Below are 22,373 nucleotides of genomic sequence, written 5' to 3'. Positions count from 1 at the left end.
ACAGAGGGAATCCTATGCAGGAAATCAGGCTCGAGCCGTCCTGGAAGACTCATTTGCAGAATGAGTTTAACAAGGAGTATATGCAAGTTCTGCGTAGTTTTCTGCTGACTGAAAAGGCCGCTGGCAAAACGATTTACCCAAAAGGCAGTGAATATTTTCGGGCGATGGATCTGACGCCTTTTGAGCAGGTCAAGGTAGTGATCCTTGGGCAAGATCCCTATCACGGTCCGGGTCAGGCCCATGGGCTCTGTTTCTCGGTGCGTCCCGATGTTCGGATTCCTCCGTCACTGGTCAACATGTATAAAGAGCTGCAAAGTGATCTTGGGATTCCTCCCGCCCGCCATGGTTGTCTTGAACACTGGGCTGAACAGGGCGTTTTGCTGCTCAACAGCGTCTTGACCGTTGAGCACAAGCAGGCCGCTTCTCATCAGAAGCGAGGTTGGGAGCAGTTTACTGACAAAGTGATTGCTGAGCTGAACAATAAAAGGGAAGGGCTGGTGTTTATCCTCTGGGGCAGTTATGCCCAGCGCAAGGGGCAATTCATTGACCGTAGCAAACATCTGGTATTGCAGGCTGTGCACCCTTCGCCTCTGTCGGCAAACCGGGGCTTCTTTGGCAGTCGGCCTTTTTCCCAGACCAACGATTATCTGGCCTCTAGAGGTTTGCAGCCCATTGACTGGCAGCTGCCAGCTATTTAAAACGGGTTATGTTGCTAAATCAAACTCTATAGTGATAGCGCAGATTAGCTATCAAAATGGAGATGTCTTCAAATTTATATACAATCCGGTATTCATTATTTAAGCGTCTTGACCAATAACCTGATAAACCCTGTTTCAATGGCTCTGGCTTTTCGGTTCCTTCATAGAACGTTCTCTTAATTTCTTTAATTAATGAGTTGACCCGTTTATCTGTTTTTTGCCAGTAAAGGTAATCGTCCCAAGCTCACTCTGAGACAGTCAGCTTCATTCCATCAGCTCTCGTTCAGTACCTGTTCTATTTTCTAACTCAGCTATAGACTCAAACAAACGACGAGCATTTTTTGGACTTCGCAGTAAATATGCTGTCTCTTGCAGCGATTGATAGTCGCTCATTGACATCATAACGACTGGTTGTTCACCTTTTCTGGTAATCACTACCGGACCATGGTCAAAACACACTTGTTGCATGGTTTTTGCCAGATTATTTCTTGCTGATGTATAACTAATCGTATCCATAGCTTTCCTCTTCTGTACATCTTCATTATTCTGTAAAGTTTTTTAGTGCAACTTAACGAATTTATCCAGCCGATTCGCTTCGCTTACGGCAGATAAAAGGCTGAATGAGTATTTGAAAGTCCCCGTCGTTTCTTCAGATCGTCAGCTCACCAGAAATATTCTGTCCGATCAGCTCTCTGATCTCCCGGGTTGAGTGACCCTTTGACAATAAATGATGAAGCTTGCAGAACATGGCTTCTGTCGTCGTATCCAGACCCCCTATAACCCCCGCTTTGGCGAGCGCCGAGCCTGCAGCATAACTGCCTTGATGAACAGAGCCTCTGTGACATTGGGTCAGGTTTACAATGATCTTGCCGGCATCTGTCGCCTTTTTCAAAGTGTCCAGCAGTACCGGGTCGCCGTCAGGGCCATTTCCCGTGCCATAAGTCCTCATGATAAAGGCTTTTTGAGGTTGGTTCAGGACTGTTTCCAGCCACTGGGCAGTGATACCGGGAAAGAGTTGCACAATACCGACCAGGGTATCTTCAGAGCATTCAAGATGAAATTCTGGCTTGTTTTCAGGTTTCAATAACAGCAGGTCATTGAGCTCGATGTTGATATCAGCACGCCCCAGCCATGGGAAGTTAGGGGAGTCAAAGGCATCAAACAGATAGGCATTTTGCTTACGAGCCCGGTTGCCGCGCATTAAACGTCCGTTAAAGTACAGACACACCTCGTTGATGCGTTCATCAGTGGCAATACTCAGGGCACCAACAAAGTTTTCCAGACCATCACTTCGAGGTTCACACAGTGGGATCTGGGAGCCAGTGAAGATAACCGGTTTACCGAGATTGCGAAGCATAAATGACATCATTGAACTGGAGTATGCCATGGTGTCAGTACCGTGCAGAACTACAAAACCATCGTAGTCTTCATAGTGATCGGCAATATCCGTTGCTATCTGCTGCCAGTTTTGTGGGCGGATATTACTGGAATCGATCAGTTCCTCATATTCTACCAGTTCAAAGTCCGGAAGGCCCCGGCGGGTGTGGAGAGGTAGCTTTTCGTCCAGAAGCGCCTGCATATTACCAGAGGGGGCATAACCCGAATCAGTGGGTTTCATGCCAATGGTGCCACCGGTATAAATAACGTAGATTTTTTTGGTCATATCAGCAATTTCAGTAGCTGTAGTGGTTAATGAGTCGGTCTTTCAATCCTGACGAACGCAGGGTTTTCTGTTGAATGGCTTTAACCAGAATCTGCGGCAGTGCAAACAGGTCCAGCCTAGTCTTGGCCCGGGTGATGCCGGTGTAAAGCAATTCCCGGGTAAGCACCGGTGTCATCTGCTCTGGAAGTGCCATGACAGTGTGGGGGAATTCTGACCCCTGACTTTTGTGTATCGTCATAGCAAAAACGGTCTGGTGTTCTGGCAAGCGACTGGGCAGAAGGTACTTGAGGCTTCCGTCGGCTAATTCAAAGACCACTTTCAGACGGTTGTTGCGATCAGGCATAGCAATACCAATATCACCGTTGTACAGGCCAAGGTCATGAGCGTTGCGGGTAATCAAAACCGGGCGGCCCGGATACCATAAGCCCTCCGATGGAATCAGGTTTCTTCTTGCCAGAGCAGAACGAATGCCATCATTCAGTCCTTCAACCCCCCAGCGTCCTTCCCGCAATGAACAGAGCAGGCGAAAATGGTTAAAGGCCCTCAAAACCGTCTTTTCATCTTGCTGATCATGAATGGCCTGAAGATAGGGGGTATAGCCTTGTGCGCAGAGTGACATCAGTTGCTGGTAACTATTTTCGTCCACTGGGTACAGGGCAATATCATCAAACATTTGCTGAAATACCCTGATTGTTTGTCTGGCGTCGCCTTTGTTGACGGCCTTGGCCAGAGTGCCTATCCCTGATCGGGCATCAAATCGGTAACTTTTCTGAAGCTGACAGAAGCGGTCGTTGATGGCCAGGTTTTTTTGTGTGAAACAGGCTGCTGCGTTGTTCTGTTTTGCTGTGGGCATTTGTCGCATTGAAAACGACTTCATATTAAAGCCTGTTAATTGTTCCAGTGTGTCAGCCTGTGCCAGTGTGTAACCACCCTCAGCAGCCGAACAAATATCACCCAGCACACTGCCAGCATCAACAGAAGCCAGTTGATCCCTGTCGCCCAGCAGTATGATCCGGGCATGTTCAGGCAGTGCATCCAGCAGCTGACGCATTAGTGGCAGATCGACCATCGAGGCTTCATCCACCACCAGTATATCCAGATGCAGGGGGTTGCTGGCATTGTGGCGAAATTCTGGTCGGTTAGGGATGACACCCAATAGCCGATGAATCGTGCCAGCCTGACCTGGAATCAGATTACGGATCTCTTCACCGCAATGAAGAGTCGGCAGAGCGCCACCCATTGATTCAGTGAGTCGGGCTGAGGCTTTACCAGTGGGTGCCACCAGACGGATGTCGGGTATTTTGCCACTCTTCATACCTTTTTCAACCAGCATGGCCAGCAGTCTTGTCACGGTCGTTGTTTTACCGGTACCGGGTCCACCGCTGATGATGACCAGAGGTTGAGTCGCCGCCATGGCTGCTGCTACTTTTTGCCAGTTCAGGCAACAGTGTTGCGGTATCAGTTGATCAAGAGTTTTAAGGTCATCAGTTTGCCTCGCAGACAGGAGTGTTTGGGTAGCGGCCTGCCAGTCAACGGCCTCGGGAAATTCTACATCGAGCCATTTAATCAGATAGTCTTGTAGGGGCTGTGAATCGTTCGTGTTGGGTCGATTCTCAAGAAGAGTGGAATAGTTTCGCTGAAACAGTCGATCCAGGATAGTTCTGGTTTCCTGAAGGTCTTCCGCCTGCCTTCCCAGTTTGAGCAGGTGCCGGGCAACCAGGCACTCATGTTGCCAGTATCGGTACAGGTAGAGTCGTTTACCGTCCAGAATCAGAGGCGTATTGGATTGACCATTGCTGACAACAGGGCTTGAGAGCAAAAGACGGATCAGTGTTTCTTCGGAGTGAGTGTCAATGTCCGCTATTGCTCTGAGTGGGTCGCTCTGTGTCCGACTTAATTCGAACAGTGGGGCATTAAATAAGTGGCTGAACTCCAGACAGAGGTTGCCCCGGCCCAGCTCATGACTGATGAGGGCTGCCACCAGTACTACACAGGGTGTGTCGTCCAGTTCCTGAATAAAACGGGCAAACTGATAATCCAGAGGGCGAATCTTGCCTTGTTGGTAAAGATGCTTGATGACATTGATCATGAAGAGACTCCGGACCGGGTGGAGCTTTCTTCACTCGAGGCAGGATCTCCATAAAAAAGACGATCCAGTTTTTCAATCAGGGCTTTATTGGGGCGACAATGGAAAATACCCGGCTGGTCAGGCTCATCTTTTCGGATGCCTCTGAGGAACAGATAATAAACACCGCCAAAATGTCGTTCAAAATCATAATCTGGCAGTCTGCTGCTCAGCAATCTGTGCAATGCCAGTGAGTAAAGCTGATACTGAAGATCATATCGGTGCTCAATCATGACGTTCTGCATATTTTCCCGCGTGTAGTCGCTGAGCTGATCTCCCAGCCAGTTTGACTTGTAGTCCAGAACATACCAGCGGCCATTATGTTCAAAGGTCAGATCGATAAAGCCTTTTAACATTCCTTTCACGGTCACAAAGTCGAGTAATTCCGCTTGGGCAGACAGCTTGTCTTCTGATTGCAGGATAGCGTTTAATTCCCTGGCTCTGAGTTTGTCTACTGGAAGGTAAAACTCCATCTCGACTTTTTTGGCGTGTATAGGAATATCTCCCAAAGTTAATCCAGTGTCGTTCAATGGGGCGTGCAGGCAATGATCCAACATATTCTCGAGGGTAGGGCACCACTTTTCATCAAAGCCTTCCGTTTGTAAGTGTTCGAGAACGTAGCTGGATAAGTCGCAGGGCTGGGAGTTCAACGTATCTTCTGCCAGATTTTCGAGGTTTTCGAACAGTGCGTGCAGAAAGGTTCCGGGTCGGGCGCCTTTCGGGAAAGTGAAAATATCCAATCTTTCTGCTTCCGATTGCAGTTCACTATTAACAGATTCTTCTGTCTCACTCATCACTTCGATATCAAGACCGGCTGTTTCCATTGAGGCATCAGGCGCTTGAACTGCCTGGTGCCTCTGCACTTTCTTATGAGAGTGTGAGGTTCTGGACAATGCAGAGTAGCTGGTTACCCACCAGTCTTTCTGGATCTCACCTCGGAACTCTGCCGCGACAAGATGAAGGCTTTCTTCAGATTCGCTCCGGTAGACTGGGAGTTGAAGCTCTTCAACGGGCTGGAAATTAATGGCAGGGTGCCTTTGCGCCAGATGTTTCAATTGTTGCTCAAGCGTCGCATAATCAAGTACCTCAGGGCCGTTCAGCAACCAGCCAATGGCCGTTCTGTGCAGATCAGTCAGGTCACCTTTTCGTCCAGAACCACTTTTGACGGGAGCCATGCCCATATAGCAACGATAGATTGAACGAGTCAGTGCTACGTAAAGTAGTCGAATGTCTTCAGCCAGTCTTTCTTTGTCGGCTTTGATCAGAGCCTGATCATCACCAGACAGGTCCAACGTGGTGTGCTGGCTGTCATGATAAACCGGTTCTTCCGCTTCTCTAAAACTGCAGATATAGGGCAAAAACACGACAGGGTATTCCAGGCCCTTGGATTTATGGATGGTGACAATCTGTACCCGGTTGCGTTCGCTCTCAAGGTGCAGTTGCTGCTCATCGGCATTGGTATCCGGTTTGCTGATGTGTTCAGACAGCCATCGCTGCAGAGCGTGGGGACTCTCCAGCTCAAGACTGGCTGCAGCCAGCAGTTCACCCACATGCAACAGGTTTGTCAGACGCCTCTCGCCATTATCTTTTGCTAACAGTTGCTCTGCCAGTTTACGCTTTTGCACCAGTACTCTGAGCATTGGCAGAACGCCCTGTTTCATCCAGATCTGATGGTAATCTGAAAACTCTTCAACGGCGCGTTCCCAGGCAAGCTCATCGTCGTTCAGTGCATCCAGAGTCTCAGCTGTCAGATCCAACAGTGGCGTGGCCAGAGCCGATCTCAAGGTTCTATCGTGGCCCGGGTTGAGGCAGGCGGTAAGAATTCTTAGCACATCAACCGCCTCGTTCGAAGCAAATACGGAATCACTGCTGCTCAGATAAACACTGGGAATTCCCTGTTTTGCCAGGGCTTCCCTGATCATCAGGCCCTGTCGGCCAGTTCTCACCAGTATGGCAATATCCCCGGGTTTCAGAGGCTGTTGATTTTCGTCTGAATGAATGGCAGCCTGAGCCTGGCTCAGTAGTCGGTTGACTTCACTGGCTGTCGCCAGGGTCATTGTCTGTTCATACTCTGTTTTGCCCACTGCGGTGCCTTCATTGTCCTGCCACCAGATGGTAAGAGCCGGAACCTCAGTGTTTGCTTCCAAAAGACGCTGCTTATCAGCTTTTGGTGAAGGTTTAACAGATAAAAATGGAATGTCTTTGTAGATAAAAGGAGGACGACCGTCGTTGTCTTTTGGGGTGTGAAGGCTCATTTCAAAGACCCGATTGACACTGTCCACCATGTTGCTGCCGGAGCGCCAGTTGGTATCCAGAGAGTAATGAGCCGAGACCTGATTTCTGGCCTGCATATATGTAAAGATGTCGGCTCCCCTGAACGCATAGATAGCCTGTTTTGGGTCGCCGATCATAAACAGTCCGGCACTACGGCTGGAGCTTGAGTGACTGGGATAGATCCGGCTGAAAATGGCGTACTGCAGTGGGTCGGTATCCTGAAACTCATCAATCATGGCGACCGGAAACTGGACTCGCAGTTTGGTGGCCAGCTGTTCGCCATGATTTTCATGAAGTGCTTGATGGAGACGAGTCAGAAGGTCGTTAAACGACATCTGATGCTTCTGGTCTTTAATCGAGAGGCTTCTCTGCTGAATGCTCGACAGAGCTCTGGCGAGCATCATGCTTTTGAAAGCATCCTGAATACTGGCGGGTTGATTCAGCAAGTCTTCGATGAGAGCAAAAACCCTGTGCGTAGGCAATTTGCCGTTTTTGGCAAGGGCGTTTTCCAGAATCTCCCTGCCATAGATTTCCCAGCTCTCGTTCTTGCCAAGGTCCGGAAAGAGAGCATCGCTGTTGGCAAACGTTGCCATTTTGGCTACTCGCTTGAAAGGTTTGCTGTTTTTTTTAAGGCCACAGGACAGCAGTTGATCTTCGATGTCGTGGCGGTTGTCACGCCAAAGGTTTCTGATGGTCAGAGCGGGTTCAACGTACTGACGGTTGAAGCGTTCAAGGGTGTCAGGCATTCCGCCGGTTTCAACCTGTAGCCCCGGTTTGCCCAGTAGCCCTCGCAGGCTTTTCAGCAGGTCGCCGGGGGTTTTCCAGACAGATCGGGCCAGTCGTACCAAGGGTTTATTTAATGGGTAAAGTTCGGTACGCCAGAAGTCTGCGGCTGACTGCTCCAGCAAGTGAGATTCGTCGGTAATCAGTTCATTGGAAAATAGCGTGCCACTTTCGAAGGCATGCTGTCTCAGCATTCTCTGACAGAAGCCGTGTATGGTGAATACGGCTGCCTCATCCATCTGACGTTCTGCGGCCAGCAGCAGTCGAGCTCTTTCTGTATGATGATCAAGGTCGTTCATCAGTGTTGCTATGAAGTCATCATCCGTCAGACTCTTTTCAAACGCCTCTCTGGCCTGATGTAGTCGGGCGCGAATACGATCTCTCAGTTCCCCAGTGGCTGCCTCGGTGAAGGTGACTACCAAAATCTGGTCAACTGTCAGAGGTTTGCAGTGGGCTGACTTTTTCTGATCGTGCTCGGGCCCGTGCCCAAGGACCAGCCTGAGAAAAAGGTTGGCAATCGTATAGGTTTTGCCTGTTCCGGCGCTGGCTTCGATCAAACGGTTTCCGTGCAGGGGGAAGGTTCGTGCTTCCAGCTGCATTGGTTGGTTGGCTATTTTTGTTATGGGGTGTTGCTCCATTAAAGGCACATGAGTGGTTGCAGTCATTTTCGGCTTCCCTCTGAAACCACTTCGATCGTGTCAGTCATGGGCCCGAGAATAAGACGGCTCAGGTCGGTAAATTCGTCAAAGATGGGTTCTAGCTCAGGAAACGTTCGTTGTATGTAAGCATTCTCAATTTCCCCGTGAACCATGAAACCACCATAAAAGGCTGTCTCGGCCGCTTTGCGTGCTTTTTCCTCCTCATCCATTTTCTCCAGCCACGCCTGTGAGGTCGCAGGAAAGAAAGGAACAGGTCGAGTTTGTCCCCTGAGGTAAAGCGATACCAGATCGTTAAGGTAAGCTCTGGCCTGTTGTGCAGGGATGACAGTAAACACTATCTCTTCGTCCAGGCCTATCAGCCGGGTATGGCCAGTTGCTCCCGAATTTTCCTGAGAGGTGCAATACAGGAGATGTTCTATCCAGACGAATAGCTTGTCTTTTGCTTTCAGTCTGGCAGCCCGGTAGCGCAGCAGCCCGGAATTCTGACCTGCAAATGAGTAATGTTGTTTCAGCCAACCAGTGACCTTGATACCGGCGACTGAGAGATTGACCTCAACATCATCCAGGGGTTTAAGAATGGCATCCCTTAGCTTTTCCACGAGAGGAGAGACACTATTCTGTTGGTCTTCCAGCAGCAGTTCACCGAAGGCGCCATGGGGTAGTGTACCAGTGGCGTTTAATTTTTCCCGGAGGCTGTCCAGGCTGCTCTCTGTGAGTAAGGCTTCCAGTATGGATGATTTGAGCCAGTATGTGTCCAGTGCGTCCAGAGCAAAAGGTTCAGTGTCGGCTAACAAGGTTTCTTCCTGTTCGAAGAAGACCTTTAATCTCCGGTTGCAGAAATATTGACTGGGATTACGAAAGAATCTCAATAATTCCGGAACTTCCAGTTCTTCTGGTAATTCACGGGATTTTAGCGATGAAGTCAGAAAAGGTGCTGATGATTCAGTGGGATTACTGGCTGCCGGAAGCCATTCTTTTGCGTAACTGAAGAGGCCAGTGTCCGGAGTGAAGTTTTCCTGACTGAATGGTTGCAATCGGTGTTCTGTGATCAGGTTCTGAAAAGCTTTACTATCAGGGAAAAACTGACTGCAATATTCCTGCAGTTCCGTCACCAGCACCGAGGGTATACGTTCACTGTTGTCCTTGATATTTCGACCGGTGTAACTGATGTAGAACGTCTGGCGTGCAGACAGCAAAGCTTCCAGAAACAGATAGCGGTCGTCTTCACGGCGAGAGCGGTCACCCCGCCGAGGGGTTTCTGTCATCAAGTCAAAACCGGCAGGAGGTATACTTCTCGGATAAGCACCGTCATTCATGCCCAAGAGACAGACTACCTTGAAAGGAATGGAGCGCATGGGCATCAGTGTGCAGAAATTGACGCGGCCTGAAAGGAATTTCTGGCTGCTCCTTTCACTGGTGAGCCGTTCTGTCAGGTAATCCAGCAAAACGGGTCGCGATAGTCGGTTGGTATAGCCTGCATCACGAACTTGCTCTGTCAGGTGTTCCAGTGAGCTTCTGACCAGTTTCAGTGCGTACTCATCTTCTTCGTCGGTTGCAAAGAAGTTTTCGAGTATCTGGTTGATAAAGAGAGTCCAGCTTTCAATGGATCGGGATTGGTTGAGTTGCAGAATGAGTTCAGAGGCTGCTTCAACAAAGGCCGCCAGTTGACCGCTCAGAACCGCATTCATTCCCTGAGAGGAATCCATTGGTAGTATACCCGAGAAAAGACCGGAATCTTCCGGAAGCGCATAACCCAGCAGCATGCGCTTAAGGCCAAAGAGCCAGGAGTTGCTCTCTCTTGGGGGGACGCCAAAGCCACTCTGGTGTTCAGGGCTTAATCCCCAGCGAATGCCTGACTCATTGATCCATCGGCGCAGGAGTTCAAAGCCCTTTTCATCAATCTGGAAGCGTCTCTGAATAGCTGGAATTTCCAACAGTTCCAGCATGTCCTGAGCACTACAGCGTTGATTGTCCAAATCAAGCAGTTCCAGCAAGCCTTTCAGTAGAGGAAATTCCTGACGGGCACTTCGATCTGAAATAGCAAAGGGGATGTATCGTGGATCGTTGTGATGTTCCGGCAGGCCACCAAAAACAGCCCGAATCCATGGGCTGTACTGATCGACGTCAGGCAGCATGACAACAACATCTCTGGGCGTGAGATCAGGATTCAGCTCAAACAGTCTGAGTAGTTGGTCATGCAGAACTTCCAATTCTCTGAGCGCGCTGTGGCAGTCATGGAAAACCAGAGATGGATCGTCAGAGGCAATAGTGACCGGACTTTCCATACTTCTGTCGGTCAGATTCAGGATATCTTTTTGAATCCGGTGCAGCAGGGAGTCTTCCTGACCATCCACAAAGGCAGTGATTTCTGTGGCATCCAAATCATGTAGCTGGTGCATATAATCTCTGCCCAGCTTACCCATTGAGGCTAACAGAGCGTTACTTTGCTCATCAACCAGAGACTCGAAAAGGTCGGTCTGTTGTGAGGAGCCATCACCGGCTTGAGTCGTCGACTGGCTGGCGTGTTTATTAAAGAGCCGTGCAGCCAGTTTAGCCAGATATTTAGGGTCTTTCTCGTCTCCCCAATAGTATTGGCAGGGGTTGCAGACCATTAGATGGACATCGGTTTGCTGACCCAGTGCTTTCAGGGTTCTCACAAAATGCGGGGGGAGTGCAGAAATCCCAAAAACAAACAATCTGCGGGGCAACGACCGTTTATCAAGAGGTTGTTGATGAGAGTTATTCTCCAATGCACTCAGAAAACGGTGATGCATATTGGCCCGGTGCCAGTGAGGCTGGCCGGCTTCGGATGTTCTGGAGACTAGCGCCCGCCAGAGCACAGGCTGCCAGAGCTGATCTCTTGCTGTCTCATCCTTTCCCTGTTCCCAATCGGCAATCCATTCCGGACGATAAACCAGGTATTGGTCAAAAATATCAGCGACCTTGCCGGCCAGCTGGTAACAGCGCACGGTGTCGTTATCATCAGCCAAATAGTGTCTAAGAGACTTGAAGGCCTCTTCATCCAGCATATTGGGCAGCAATGACATCAGCTTCCAGGTCATGGCTTCCTTGTTAAAGGCTGAACGTTTAGGGACATCCGGCAACACCTTGACGAACATGTCCCAGAGAAAACTGGCTGGCAGTGGAAAGTTGAGCGATGCCGCAATGCCCATGGACTGTGCCAGCTCCTGCCGCAGCCACTGAGCCATGCCGGGGCTCTGAACAAGAATCTGTTCATCTTCCAGCGGGTTAGGAAGTGGCTCCCGCTGTATCAGGTCAATCAGCAGGTCTTTGAGCAGGTCAAGCTGGTTAGAGTGATAAATGGTGAACACGAGAGGAGAATCAGCCTGTATCAATGATGGTTCTAACTCTTCATGTTCTGGCGGGCTATGTCAACATAAATGGAGGGGTAAAGAGGTTTCGAGATAAAAATCCAACAATTTCAGGTGGTTCTGGCGATCTGTCAATGTTCTGTGTCAGGCTCTGCCATGTCTGTGCAGGGCATTCATCAGGTTCTTATGCCTCTTTTTCTTCTGTTTCGGGTTGCTGCTTTTTCCCGTGTATTGGTTGGCAATTTCCTTCTCGGCCGTTTTCAGACTGGCTTCGTCGGGCTTGATTTTCTGAAGGTAGCGACGACCTGCACCTTCCTTAATGTTCAGCTTTCCCCGTAGGGCGGCCATTTTGTCCATCAGGTTCTGAGCTTCAAGAATGCAGCTCTTGCTCTCATCAAGGCTTTGCTGGGATCGTTTTTCAATATCCATGATTCATCCGGAGTAGGTGTTCCTCTTCTCATTCTAGGTTCTTGTGTGTGAAATTGCGTACTTCACTCAGTGGCATGGCAGGTGATTCCAGGTAAAATGCTCGTGCTAAGTCCTATATAGACCCAGAACGAGCCCTTATGTCATACGCTCTAAAAATCCTTGAGCGTGAACACAGTTCTGAACCGATTGCCAGTCTGGAAGCCTTCGGTGATGAGTCTGTTTTCACAATAAAAAGAAAACGTGGCCTGATTTTTTACCTCATAAGCCTGCTTTTTTTCTGTGTTTTGTCGTTATCAGCTCATGCTGAGGAAAACAGGCCTAAGACGGATACCAGCTATTTCAAGCCGTTGAAAATTGCTTATACGCAGCACTCCCTGCCCTGGGCTTTCACTAATGATGCCGGTGAGCCCGACGGTCTGATACTCGATCTCTGGCGGGAATGGTCTGAACAGGTGGGGGTGCCCGTCAAGTTCTATCCCATGGCTCGTCAACAAGCGATTGATCGACTTAAAAACAATGAGATTGATGTGATTGCATTGCTTGGGACGGCGGATGAAGTGACTGAGAAAGGCATTCTGACCCGTGAGATCTTCCAGAGTAGCAGGGCTTTGTTTATCCGCAATGATATTACCCCAAGGCCCATTGAGACGTTGTTGTCAGAGTATCAGATTGCGATTTTGGACAAGGACCCTCTGAAGGAAAAAATTATTGAACGGTTTCCTGATGCCAGTCTGAAAGAGTTCAACAATCAGCACTTGATGGTTGATGATATTGCCGCAAAGAAGGTGGCGCTGTTTGCCGGTAATGCGGATGTATTGGGGTATTATCTTGAAAGTCGGGGGGTTAGCTCTGAGTACTCGTCCTATGAATCCCCTTTGGACAGTACTGTTTCACTCGTAGCTGGAATCAGTAGCAGGCGTTCTGCCCTGGGCTCTATCATTGAGAGCGGTATGGAAATGATACCGCAAGATCGCAAGAGTCTGGTATTCGGACGCTGGCTTGGTCATGATGACCAAACTTCAGGAAAACTGGTTATCGCTCTGGAAACGGCCTCGGCCCCGCTGTCTTTTGTCAACGCGCTGGGTAAACCGGCCGGTATGTATGTAGACATCTGGCAGAAGTGGTCTGAAAAAACTTCTACGCCTGTTCGCTTCAGAATGGGGGAGCAAACCGAGATTACTCAGGCGCTCAAGAGTGGCAAGGTAGATGTTCTCGGGAGTATTTCTCCCTCCAGGGCTCGCAGTGAGTGGATGCAAATGTCCAATCCGTTTTATGCCATCAGTTCACGAATTTATTATCGCAGTAACCAGTCGGTCAATGACCTGGGGCCTGATCTGGATGGCAGAAGGCTGGGCGTGGTGACAGACTCCAGTCATGAAGAGTTTGTCAACAAATGGCTTCCGGGGGTCATGCTGGTCACTCGTGACAATATCATTGAGTTGATTCAGAGTCTGTTCAGGGGTGATATCGATGCTTTCTTGGGGGTGCCTGTGGTGGTTGAGTCTGCCCTGGGAGCTCTGGGGCTGATCGGTGAGCTCAGCAGCAGCAAATACTTCAATATGAATGAGGCCATTGGTGCCGGGGTAGCCGCAGATAGAAGTGACGATCTGATTACTCTGGTTAACAGGGGGCTGGGAGATATCTCGCCTGAAGAGTACGAGGAGATTGAAGAACGCTGGATTGTAAACAGTGATAACCGGTATTTTGGCAAGGGTATCACCAAGGTCAACCTGACCGAAGCAGAGCGACGCTGGCTGGACAGGAATCGCATTATCCAGATTGATGTGCAGGCCCATCATCCGCCGTTCCTGTTCCAGGACGAGGAAGGAAATTATCAGGGCATAGCCGTTGATTATCTCCGTCTTCTTGAAGATCGTCTGGGTTTAACATTCCGTCTTAATCCATCCAAAGTCTGGACTGAATCTCTGGGTCGTGCCTATCGTCATGAAACCGATGTGCTTGGCATGGTACAGAAGACCGATGAGCGCAGTCGCTATCTGGATTTCACCAGCCCATTATTCAAAGTGCCATCCGTAATTCTGGCCAGAACCTCGGATAAAACCATTGAAAATATTCGTGATCTTAGAGGGCGCAATGTCGGTTATGTGCCTGGTAGTGCTTCTCTGGATGTTTTCAGGGCCAAACACCCTGGCATTTATTTCAAGCCGATGGCCAGTCTCAGTGTTGGGATTAACCGTGTTTCCAGCGGTGCTCTGGATGCGGTAATTGCGGACATTGCAGCTTCCAGTTTTGAACTTGATCGACTCAAAGTCACTAATCTTCGTGTGGTGGGTGAGGCAGGTTTTGAGTATGAATACGCTCTTGGCAGTCGCAATGACTGGCCCATGCTGGGTTCCATTCTGCATAAAACTGTCGACAGTCTGACTGAGGCAGAGAAGGCTGAGATCAACAGTCGCTGGGTCTCTATTACCGAATTAAGCTGGCAGCCTAATAAAGAGTTGTTCATCGGTCTGTTGCTGATCCTTGTGACGCTGATCCTGATTATTTACTGGAATCGAAGGCTGACTCTGGAAATCGGTGAGAGGGAGCGTGCCGAAGAAGAGTTGAAAGCCCGTTCAGATCTGGATCGTCTGCTCAGTGATATTTCCAGAAAGTTTATTAATAAACCGCTTGAAGAGGCAGTGCAGTATTTCCTCCGCAAGCTGGCCGTTTTTATGAGTTATGACGCGGCCCTGGTTTATTCGAGAACGGATGGACATTCAGCCATTGAGTATTTCTGGTCTGACAACAAGTCTCTGAGAATGGGGGAATTGAATGAGCTGCTTAGGGGTGCCCTCAGGCAAGGAAGTCAGCCATCTGAAGACGGTATAGCAACACTTAAGTTGAGCGTTGATAGTGAGCAGTCAGCCAAAAGCGAATCTTTGAGGAGCCTCAGTAAGGATGGCGTGGTAACGGGGATTCATGTTGCCATGACGTTATTCGCTGAACAGATAGGTGGGGTCATATTCCTCAATCGCCAGACCGAAGACGAGCTGTTGAGTGATGAAGTGGATCTCCTGCGCAGGGCCAGTCAACTGGTAGCTGTTGCGCGCTCAAGGCAGCTTTCCGAAGATGCCCTGAGATCCAGTGAAGAGCGTTATCAGCTGGCGATGGATGCCGCTTCCGATGGTCTCTGGGACTGGGATGTTGCTAATGAGCGTATCTATTTCAGTCCTCGATATCAGCGCATGCTGGGCTATGAGGCCGGAGAGCTGGCGAACACTCCGGGGGGTTGGCGTCGCCTGATTCACTCAGATGACAAGATTGCTACCGTTGATTTCTTCAACGATCAGTTTGCTCACTCGGATAAAGCCTTCGTCTATGAATACCGCATCAGACGCAGGGACGGTAGTTACGCAACAGTTCGGAACAAAGGTAAGGTCGTCTTCCGGGACAGTCGGGGCCATCCACTGCGTGCCGTGGGCACCATGGTGGATATCACCGAGCAGAAAGAGCGTGAGCGTGAACTGTCCATGGCTCGCTTCACCCTGGATCGGGCAGCCGATTATATTCACTGGTTCCGCCATGATGGCAGCCACAAATACGTGAATGAGTCTTCCTGTCGCGCACTGGGTTATACCCCTGACCAGGTGATGGAACTCAGTATTATGGATATCAATCCGGCGGTGACGGAGACTTCCTGGGAGCGGCTCTGGGACCAGCTGACCATGCGTAAGGCGATGACTTATGAGACCCTGCGCAAAACCCATGATGGCAAGGTTTTCCCGGTTGAAGTGACGGCAAACTATATGGAGTACGAAGGTGAAGGTTATCTCTCTGCTACCGGTCGTGACATCACTGACCGCAAGCATGCTGAGGAGACGCTTCATAAAGCCAAAGAGGCCGCAGATCAGGCTAACCAGGCGAAGAGTAACTTCCTGGCTAATATGAGCCATGAAATTCGTACGCCAATGAATGCCATTATTGGCCTGAGTCACCTGGTGTTGCAGACCGATATGTCTGACAAGCAGCAGGACTATGTTGCTAAGATCCAGTCTTCTGCCCATGCCCTGTTAGGTATCATTAATGACATTCTTGATTTCTCCAGAATTGAAGCCGGAAAGCTCAATATGGAGACCATTGATTTTAATCTGGAGGATGTTTTTGACAATGTTTATGACATCACCAACGTAAAGGCGGAAGAGAAGGGTATTGAACTCAGCTACGACATCGGGCCTGATGTTCCGCGCCACCTTCAAGGTGACCCTCTTCGTCTTGGACAGGTATTGATCAACCTGATTCACAATGCTGTGAAGTTTACCCATATCGGGTCCGTCAGGATAACCGTAAGACTACTGTCGATTAATTCAAAAACTGCCAGAATCTGTTTTGAAGTACAGGATACCGGTATCGGCATCAGTCGTGAGCACCAGGCCCGACTGTTTGAGTCTTTCTCTCAGGTTGACGGCTCGACTACCCGCAAGTTTGGTGGAACAGGTCTTGGCCTGGCCATCTGTCGAAGTCTGGTCAATATGATGAATGGTGATATTGAGGTGAAGTCCGAAATTGATCAGGGCAGTACCTTCCAATTTGATGTGGAACTGGGTCTGGGTGAGTCCATTGGACTCACTGACCAGTCGTTGGTCGGCAGACGAGTCTTGGTTGTTGATGACACCGAAGAAGCCCGCAAGTTACTGATTAGCCAGCTCAACAGTTTTGGCTGTGAAACGCTGGAAGCAGAGGACAGTGCAGCCGCTTTGGATATCCTGAGAGAGCACAATCTGGACTCTGATAATCCTGTGACTGTCACTCTGTTGGACTGGAGAATGCCAGAGACCGATGGTATTGAACTGGCAGAGGAGATCAGAGCCATGGAGCTTGATTCCATGCCGGTATTGATCATGGTTTCAGCCTACGGCCGTGAAGAAGTGATGGCCAGGGCTTCTGGCAGGGTGGACGCTTTCCTGATCAAACCGGCCAGCAGCTCCGTATTGGTAGAAACCATTCTGCGCACCCTGGATTATAAAAGCTCTGTTGGTGGCAGCAAGGGTGTCGACAGTCATGCCAGCAAGCAGACGTTCAAGGGTGATATTCTGCTGGTGGAAGATAATGAGATTAACCAGCAGGTAGCTCGTGAGTTGCTTGAAGGTATGGGGCTGACGGTGACTCTTGCAGATAATGGTCAGGAGGCCGTGGATATCCTTGAATCGAACACTTTTGATCTGGTCTTTATGGATATTCAGATGCCCCGGATGAACGGTTATCAGGCAACCAGAGTCATACGTCGAAATGTAGGTGATAAGGATCTGCCGATTGTTGCCATGACCGCCCATGCCATGACCGGCGACCGTGAACGTTGTCTGCAGGTGGGTATGAATGATCATATCTCCAAACCATTGAACCCTGTGGAGTTGCAGGAAATGGTAGACCGCTGGCTCCAGGTGTCTGATGAAGGGGCGTCATCGGGCCCTGCTGTAACTAAAGCGACTGAGCAGAAAGAGTTTGCAGAAGATCTTGAGAAACTGAAAGGCATTCATCTTCATAATGGTCTTAACCGCGTAAGAGGGAACGTCGAATTATACCGTCAGTTACTAGTGAACTTTTATCTGGATCAGGGAGAAGACTTGCAGAAGCTCCGGGATTGTCTGGATAAACAGGATTGGCAGGCTGCCCGTTTTATTGTTCATGGTATCAAGGGGGCTGGAGGCAGCCTTGGAGCAGAACATTTGCATATCACCGCGGCTCGATTGGAGGCAGCACTGAGAACTCGGGATGAATTGCCATCAAAAGAGCTGCTTAAAAGTTTCGAACACGCCTTTGAAGAGGTAATGGAGAGCCTCAGGCAACTGGTCGGGAAAGACCCGGAAGAAGCAACGGTTGGTGAAGGCAGGGTCGAGATTGAGCGCTTGTCCTTACTGATGAGTTCCATGATTACTCAACTTCAGGAAGGCGATGTTTCTGCTTCAGAGTCGTTGCCTGAACTGGTGGGCGGCCTGGTCGGCAAGGTCGATAAACACAAGCTGGACAGGCTGCAGAAAAGCATCAGAGTTTACGATTTTGAAGAAGCAGAGCAGATTCTTGAAGGTTTTCAGTCAGAAGTAGAGCTTTGAGAAAAGAGTGTTCAGCCTTTGGTTGATCGGAACATCTGAAAACTGAAACCAGGATGCCTGCATTGCTGTACAGGTATCCTCCTCCTTTCAGTCAAACATCATTCTCTTAGGTGGATTTAAATTCTAAATGGGCGGATTTAATTTACAAGTTGCAGACATTGATAAATCTTTTATTCTCTACTCATTGAGCAGTTCTCCTCTGAAAACTAATGGTATTCAGCTTATATAGACGTCAAAAGTAATGTATTTGACAATCGAGTTTGTAATCTATATATTTGCTCTCGCCAAATTTCATACAAGTAAAAATAACGGCGATGTAAAAGAGCTATGTTCCCAATTATCAGTCAAAAACCTTCTGACTATGCAGTCGGTAAAATTATTTGTGTAGGTAGAAACTATCTGGAGCACGTTAAAGAGCTCGATAATGATATTTCAACATCACCATTATTGTTCATAAAGCCACTCTCTTCTGTAGTACCTTTTGCAGGGAGCCTCAACATTCCTGAAGATTTTGGGGTAGTCCATCATGAATTAGAAATTTCCATCTTGATCGGTGAGGCGAAAGCTCCTAAAAGTTACAGCATTAGAGGGGTGGGTCTTGCTCTCGATTTAACCCTGAGAGATCTCCAGAATGAATTAAAAAAGCAAGGCCACCCTTGGGAAAGAGCAAAAGCTTTTTCGGGGTCAGCAGTTATTTCCGATTTTATTGAAATCGATGACTATTCTGATCTCGATCACCTGAAACTGATATTATACAAAAACAATAAACTGCAACAGAGAGGTAATAGTGGTCAGATGATTTTTAAGATTGAAGATCTACTTTATGATATTGACCGGGCATTTACTTTGCAGGCGGGTGATATTGTTTTAACAGGCACTCCAGCAGGTGTCAGCTCCCTATCTGGTGGTGACCAGTTAATAGCTGAGCTTTACGTAAGAAATAGATGCGAGCTAAAAACCAGTGCTAGCATTGCTTAATACACTATAAACCTCAAGCAATAAAAAAACGTTAAATATAGGGAGTTAGACAGTGTTATCTGAACGACACGACACGACACGACACGACACGACACTGTAAGCCATCTCATACAGGGGAAGAAAGGTTTATTCATACAAATAAAAAAAAGAGAGCGCTCGATCAATATGGTTATGTGGTAATCAAAGGCGATGACTTAAGAGTCGGTATTGATGAAGAAATAAACTACGAAAGCATCTGTAACTTCTGGGATGATCTTCCTAAAGATGAATATATGAACGATAATGGTAGTTATCGACAGCGTAGGTTTGGTCGGTATGAATATAACTTTGAAACCAAAGAGCTACAGTGGATAAGAGAAAGTCAACACTTCTTTCAATCAAAAAATATTAATCATTTGAATGGCGGCTTAAACAGAAGGCTTCCTCCAGTTGACCTCAACTTTGCCAACTCTATCCTTCTTAATAGTCTTGTAAACTATTGTCTTGATATCATTCCTGTAGAAGACTATAGAACCAGAAAACTTATCATTAATACTCATCAGTTCCGGGTGAACACCAAAGAAAGTATGGTTGGCTTGCCAACGCCTGAAGGAATACACAGAGATGGTCATTATTTCGTTTCTCAACATCTTATTAAACGGAAAAATGTTTTGGGAGGCGTGTCTGGGATTTACAGCAATAAAAATGTTCCGATCGAGCATAAACAATTAAACTGGTTCCTCGATAGCATAATAATTAACGATGAAGTTGTAAAACATGACGTTTCCCCTCTATTTCCCGCACTACAAGATCAGCCAGGCTGGAGAGACATGCTCATTATTGACTATAACTTCGTATAGCTGGGACGATTTATGAAAGAAAGTATCAAAGAATCTAAACGAATAATCCTAATGATTGCAAAACTGGTCATTCCTTTCTCAATGCTGAGTGAAGTTTTGCAATATCTAGGGGTGGTCGACTATGTAGGTTTCATTTTTGAGCCTGCTACTCAATTACTTAAATTGCCAGCCGACGTAGCTGTAGCTTTCGCAGCCAGCTTTTTTCTTAATATTTACGCGGGTATAGCAGTTGCTTCAGGACTTGATCTTTCGCCTTATGAATGGACGATAGTAGGCACATTTATTGCGATATGTCACTCCATTCCCCTGGAGTCTGCCGTAATGAAAAAAGTGGGGTTTCCCATCCATATACATTGGATATCCCGTTTGTGCTTAGGCATTTTAGGGGCTTGGGTGGCATCATTTTTAACGCCTCAAGAATTGGTAGGCAGCGTAGGGAGCAGTCAAGTAAAAGCTGAATATGCTTCATTTGGCGCACTTGTATTGGGGGCTTTTTCTAATGCACTTTTGCTGACACTGAAAATTTCGATTTTGGTGGCCACACTGGTAGTGGCTTTTGACCTAATTAAAAAGCGAGCATTTTTTAAAGCGTTATTAGATAAACACACATATCTATCAAGCATGACCGTTGGCTGTCTTTTAGGAGTCACATATGGAGCAGGTATCCTGCTTAAAGATATAAAGTCCGTTGAGGAAGAGCAGAGGCTTTATCTTTTAACTTTCCTGCTGCTGGCTCATGGTTTAATTGAAGAAACGCTGATCTTTGCTATTTTTGGAGCTGATATAGTCGCAATTTTGCTAATACGCCTCGGAATAGCTATCAGTGTTGTAGTTATCCTTATTTTTATCACAAAAAAACTAATCACGCATAAATTCGTTAGATTGAAAAGCACAAATGAATAAAGTATTTATTACCGACAGAATAATTAACGCCAGCATAGAGAAAAAAATCCTTGGTGATTTCTTGGTGAGTGATCCTAAAAAGAATATTACCGTCTTGCTAGTTTGGCATCAAATAGTAGATGAAGAATTCCTTAATAAGTTCCCTCATGCAGAGGTGATCATTCGTTACGCTGTTATAGTCTTGAGGAGAAAAAGAAATTGGATGGTCAGGAACTACCTCTAAGTTATAAATTAATGTAGCGGATCATTGGGGGTTGATACTGTTGATATACATGAGTCGAAATTTTACAAACTCATAAAGATAGCACTGTGGTTTTGAGATCACCGAATCTAACATGCTTCCTCACCATGCCACAACTTTGGAGCTAGGTGTGTTTGGATTTAAAGAATGGGGGCGGGTTTGAGGTTTACAAAGGTACCTGCATTAATGTGCAGGTACCCTGACTTATGGACTCACTTATGGGCAATCAAACAGGTTTTAATATTGCAGTTCCTGTTTAGGATCTATTTCGTAAGGCAGTGGTTGGCAATTGAGTTTTGGACCTTCTTCACCCTCCAGTCGTACATCATTCTCTTGGGCAGATTCGACCCGAATGACTGCCAGCAGCTCGGTTCCCTGACCGGTTTGAATACTCTCAATTACTTCGCCTATCCCTTTGCCTGCACTATTGAACAGTCGTGTATCAGGTTCAACTGTCAGCTGTTGGTCCGAGCTGAGGCGATAGCAACGACTCTTTAGCTGCCCCAAATTTTGCATGCGGGCAACAATTTCCTGGCCGGTATAGCAGCCTTTTCTGAAGCTGACACTTTTCAGCGATGGCAGGTTCAGGTGCTGTGGAATGTAATTATTGGCAGTTTCCGGTGACAGGCTGGGCTCAACAGCGAGACAATCCAGCAGTTGCCAGTGGTGTTGCCCTTTGGGTGTGAACTGCTCAGTGAGTTTTTCCCAAAGTGTTGCCAGATGCTCGAAGGTAATCCAGAGTTCAAAACGATTCACGCTCCCGGAAACATTAAGAAGCCAGCCCTGCTGATCAATATCGAGTGCGCTGTTGCCATCGGGAACGTCATTAAAGACACTGGCTATTTTCTCTTCAACGGCATTTCCTGACAGTCCCAGGCAGACGTACTTCTGGTCAGGGGTCAGCTCGGTTTTATAAAAAACAGCGTATTTTCCCAGGCAGCTCCGAGTGCTTTCAACCAGTCCCTGGTGCATAGCCATCATGAATTGATCTTCACTGGCCTTGAGCAGAATGAAGCTGGTGAACATTCTGCCCTTGGGGGTGCAGGCCGCTCCTCCAGAAAACTGACCAGTCGTTAGCGTATCAAGATTGCAGGTGAGTTGTCCCTGGAGGAACTTCATACTGTCGGGGCCAGAAACCTGCAAAAGTGCTTTCTGGTTTAGAACAGATAATATCGGCTTTTCCGGTTCGGATGTTGAAGAGGGCTCACCAAAGCCAAGCAGTTTGCCGTTTTCATAACGAGCGCCCCGCTCAGTAAAAAACGTTTGGAATCTTTCTTCTCGATCGTTAGTCATGATCCATTCTCTTCAATGTTTTGTTCTGGTCAGTGTTCTGATTTTCAGTATCCTTGCTGGCTTGCAAATGGATACAGACAAGGGCGGGTGGACGTTGATTGTCATA

13 protein-coding genes and 1 pseudogene are annotated in these 22,373 nt (G+C 48.0%); 6 read left to right on the top strand and 8 right to left on the bottom strand.

The window, feature by feature from the left end:
- The first annotated feature begins 14 nt into the window (after positions 1-14).
- Positions 15-698 carry a uracil-DNA glycosylase gene (gene ung / locus KBW69_RS09665; RefSeq protein WP_257254274.1) on the top strand — a complete coding sequence of 228 codons (684 nt, stop codon included), beginning with the start codon at positions 15-17 and terminating at the stop codon, positions 696-698.
- A gap of 19 nt (positions 699-717) precedes the next feature.
- Here ung and KBW69_RS09660 read toward each other — a convergent pair.
- The 7 genes and pseudogenes from KBW69_RS09660 to KBW69_RS09630 all read right to left on the bottom strand — a co-directional run bounded on the left by KBW69_RS09660 (position 718) and on the right by KBW69_RS09630 (position 11,963).
- A pseudogene (locus KBW69_RS09660) lies at positions 718-966 on the bottom strand (Txe/YoeB family addiction module toxin).
- Complete coding sequence (locus tag KBW69_RS09655) at positions 963-1,214, bottom strand: type II toxin-antitoxin system Phd/YefM family antitoxin (protein ID WP_257276141.1); 252 nt, start codon at positions 1,212-1,214, stop codon at positions 963-965. Before KBW69_RS09655 ends, KBW69_RS09660 begins: the two are co-directional and overlap by 4 nt.
- A 133-nt stretch (positions 1,215-1,347) precedes the next feature.
- Positions 1,348-2,361, bottom strand: a complete 1,014-nt coding sequence (ansA, locus tag KBW69_RS09650; protein ID WP_257276142.1) for an asparaginase — start codon at positions 2,359-2,361, stop codon at positions 1,348-1,350.
- A gap of 10 nt (positions 2,362-2,371) precedes the next feature.
- On the bottom strand, positions 2,372-4,450 hold the full coding sequence (gene recD / locus KBW69_RS09645; RefSeq protein WP_257280714.1) for an exodeoxyribonuclease V subunit alpha: 2,079 nt from the start codon (positions 4,448-4,450) through the stop codon (positions 2,372-2,374).
- Positions 4,447-8,208, bottom strand: coding sequence for an exodeoxyribonuclease V subunit beta (gene recB, locus KBW69_RS09640; RefSeq protein ID WP_257280713.1), 3,762 nt, complete (start codon positions 8,206-8,208; stop codon positions 4,447-4,449). Before recB ends, recD begins: the two co-directional genes overlap by 4 nt.
- Positions 8,205-11,534 carry an exodeoxyribonuclease V subunit gamma gene (recC, locus tag KBW69_RS09635; protein ID WP_257276145.1) on the bottom strand — a complete coding sequence of 1,110 codons (3,330 nt, stop codon included), beginning with the start codon at positions 11,532-11,534 and terminating at the stop codon, positions 8,205-8,207. Before recC ends, recB begins: the two co-directional genes overlap by 4 nt.
- 144 nt (positions 11,535-11,678) lie before the next feature.
- Positions 11,679-11,963 (bottom strand): hypothetical protein, encoded by a 285-nt coding sequence (locus tag KBW69_RS09630; RefSeq protein ID WP_257276146.1) that lies wholly within the window; start codon positions 11,961-11,963, stop codon positions 11,679-11,681.
- Between the two features lie 137 nt (positions 11,964-12,100).
- Here KBW69_RS09630 and KBW69_RS09625 point away from each other — a divergent pair, with 137 nt between their 5' ends.
- The 5 genes from KBW69_RS09625 to KBW69_RS09605 all read left to right on the top strand — a co-directional run bounded on the left by KBW69_RS09625 (position 12,101) and on the right by KBW69_RS09605 (position 20,956).
- Positions 12,101-18,013 carry a transporter substrate-binding domain-containing protein gene (locus KBW69_RS09625; protein ID WP_257280712.1) on the top strand — a complete coding sequence of 1,971 codons (5,913 nt, stop codon included), beginning with the start codon at positions 12,101-12,103 and terminating at the stop codon, positions 18,011-18,013.
- Between the two features lie 327 nt (positions 18,014-18,340).
- Positions 18,341-18,991, top strand: coding sequence for a fumarylacetoacetate hydrolase family protein (locus tag KBW69_RS09620; protein ID WP_257252554.1), 651 nt, complete (start codon positions 18,341-18,343; stop codon positions 18,989-18,991).
- Between the two features lie 173 nt (positions 18,992-19,164).
- On the top strand, positions 19,165-19,830 hold the full coding sequence (locus tag KBW69_RS09615; RefSeq protein WP_257276148.1) for a 2OG-Fe dioxygenase family protein: 666 nt from the start codon (positions 19,165-19,167) through the stop codon (positions 19,828-19,830).
- Between the two features lie 12 nt (positions 19,831-19,842).
- Positions 19,843-20,733 (top strand): hypothetical protein, encoded by an 891-nt coding sequence (locus KBW69_RS09610; protein ID WP_257280711.1) that lies wholly within the window; start codon positions 19,843-19,845, stop codon positions 20,731-20,733.
- Positions 20,726-20,956 (top strand): hypothetical protein, encoded by a 231-nt coding sequence (locus KBW69_RS09605; RefSeq protein WP_257276150.1) that lies wholly within the window; start codon positions 20,726-20,728, stop codon positions 20,954-20,956. Before KBW69_RS09610 ends, KBW69_RS09605 begins: the two co-directional genes overlap by 8 nt.
- Before the next feature lie 255 nt (positions 20,957-21,211).
- On the opposite strand, the gene KBW69_RS09600 is transcribed toward KBW69_RS09605, so the two are convergent.
- Positions 21,212-22,267, bottom strand: a complete 1,056-nt coding sequence (locus KBW69_RS09600) for a folate-binding protein YgfZ (RefSeq protein ID WP_257255464.1) — start codon at positions 22,265-22,267, stop codon at positions 21,212-21,214.
- Positions 22,268-22,373 lie beyond the last annotated feature (106 nt).

The sequence above is a fragment of the Endozoicomonas sp. ISHI1 genome (assembly GCF_024606225.1).
Lineage (GTDB): Bacteria > Pseudomonadota > Gammaproteobacteria > Pseudomonadales > Endozoicomonadaceae > Endozoicomonas_A.
This window is presented reverse-complemented; position numbering and strand designations above follow the sequence as displayed.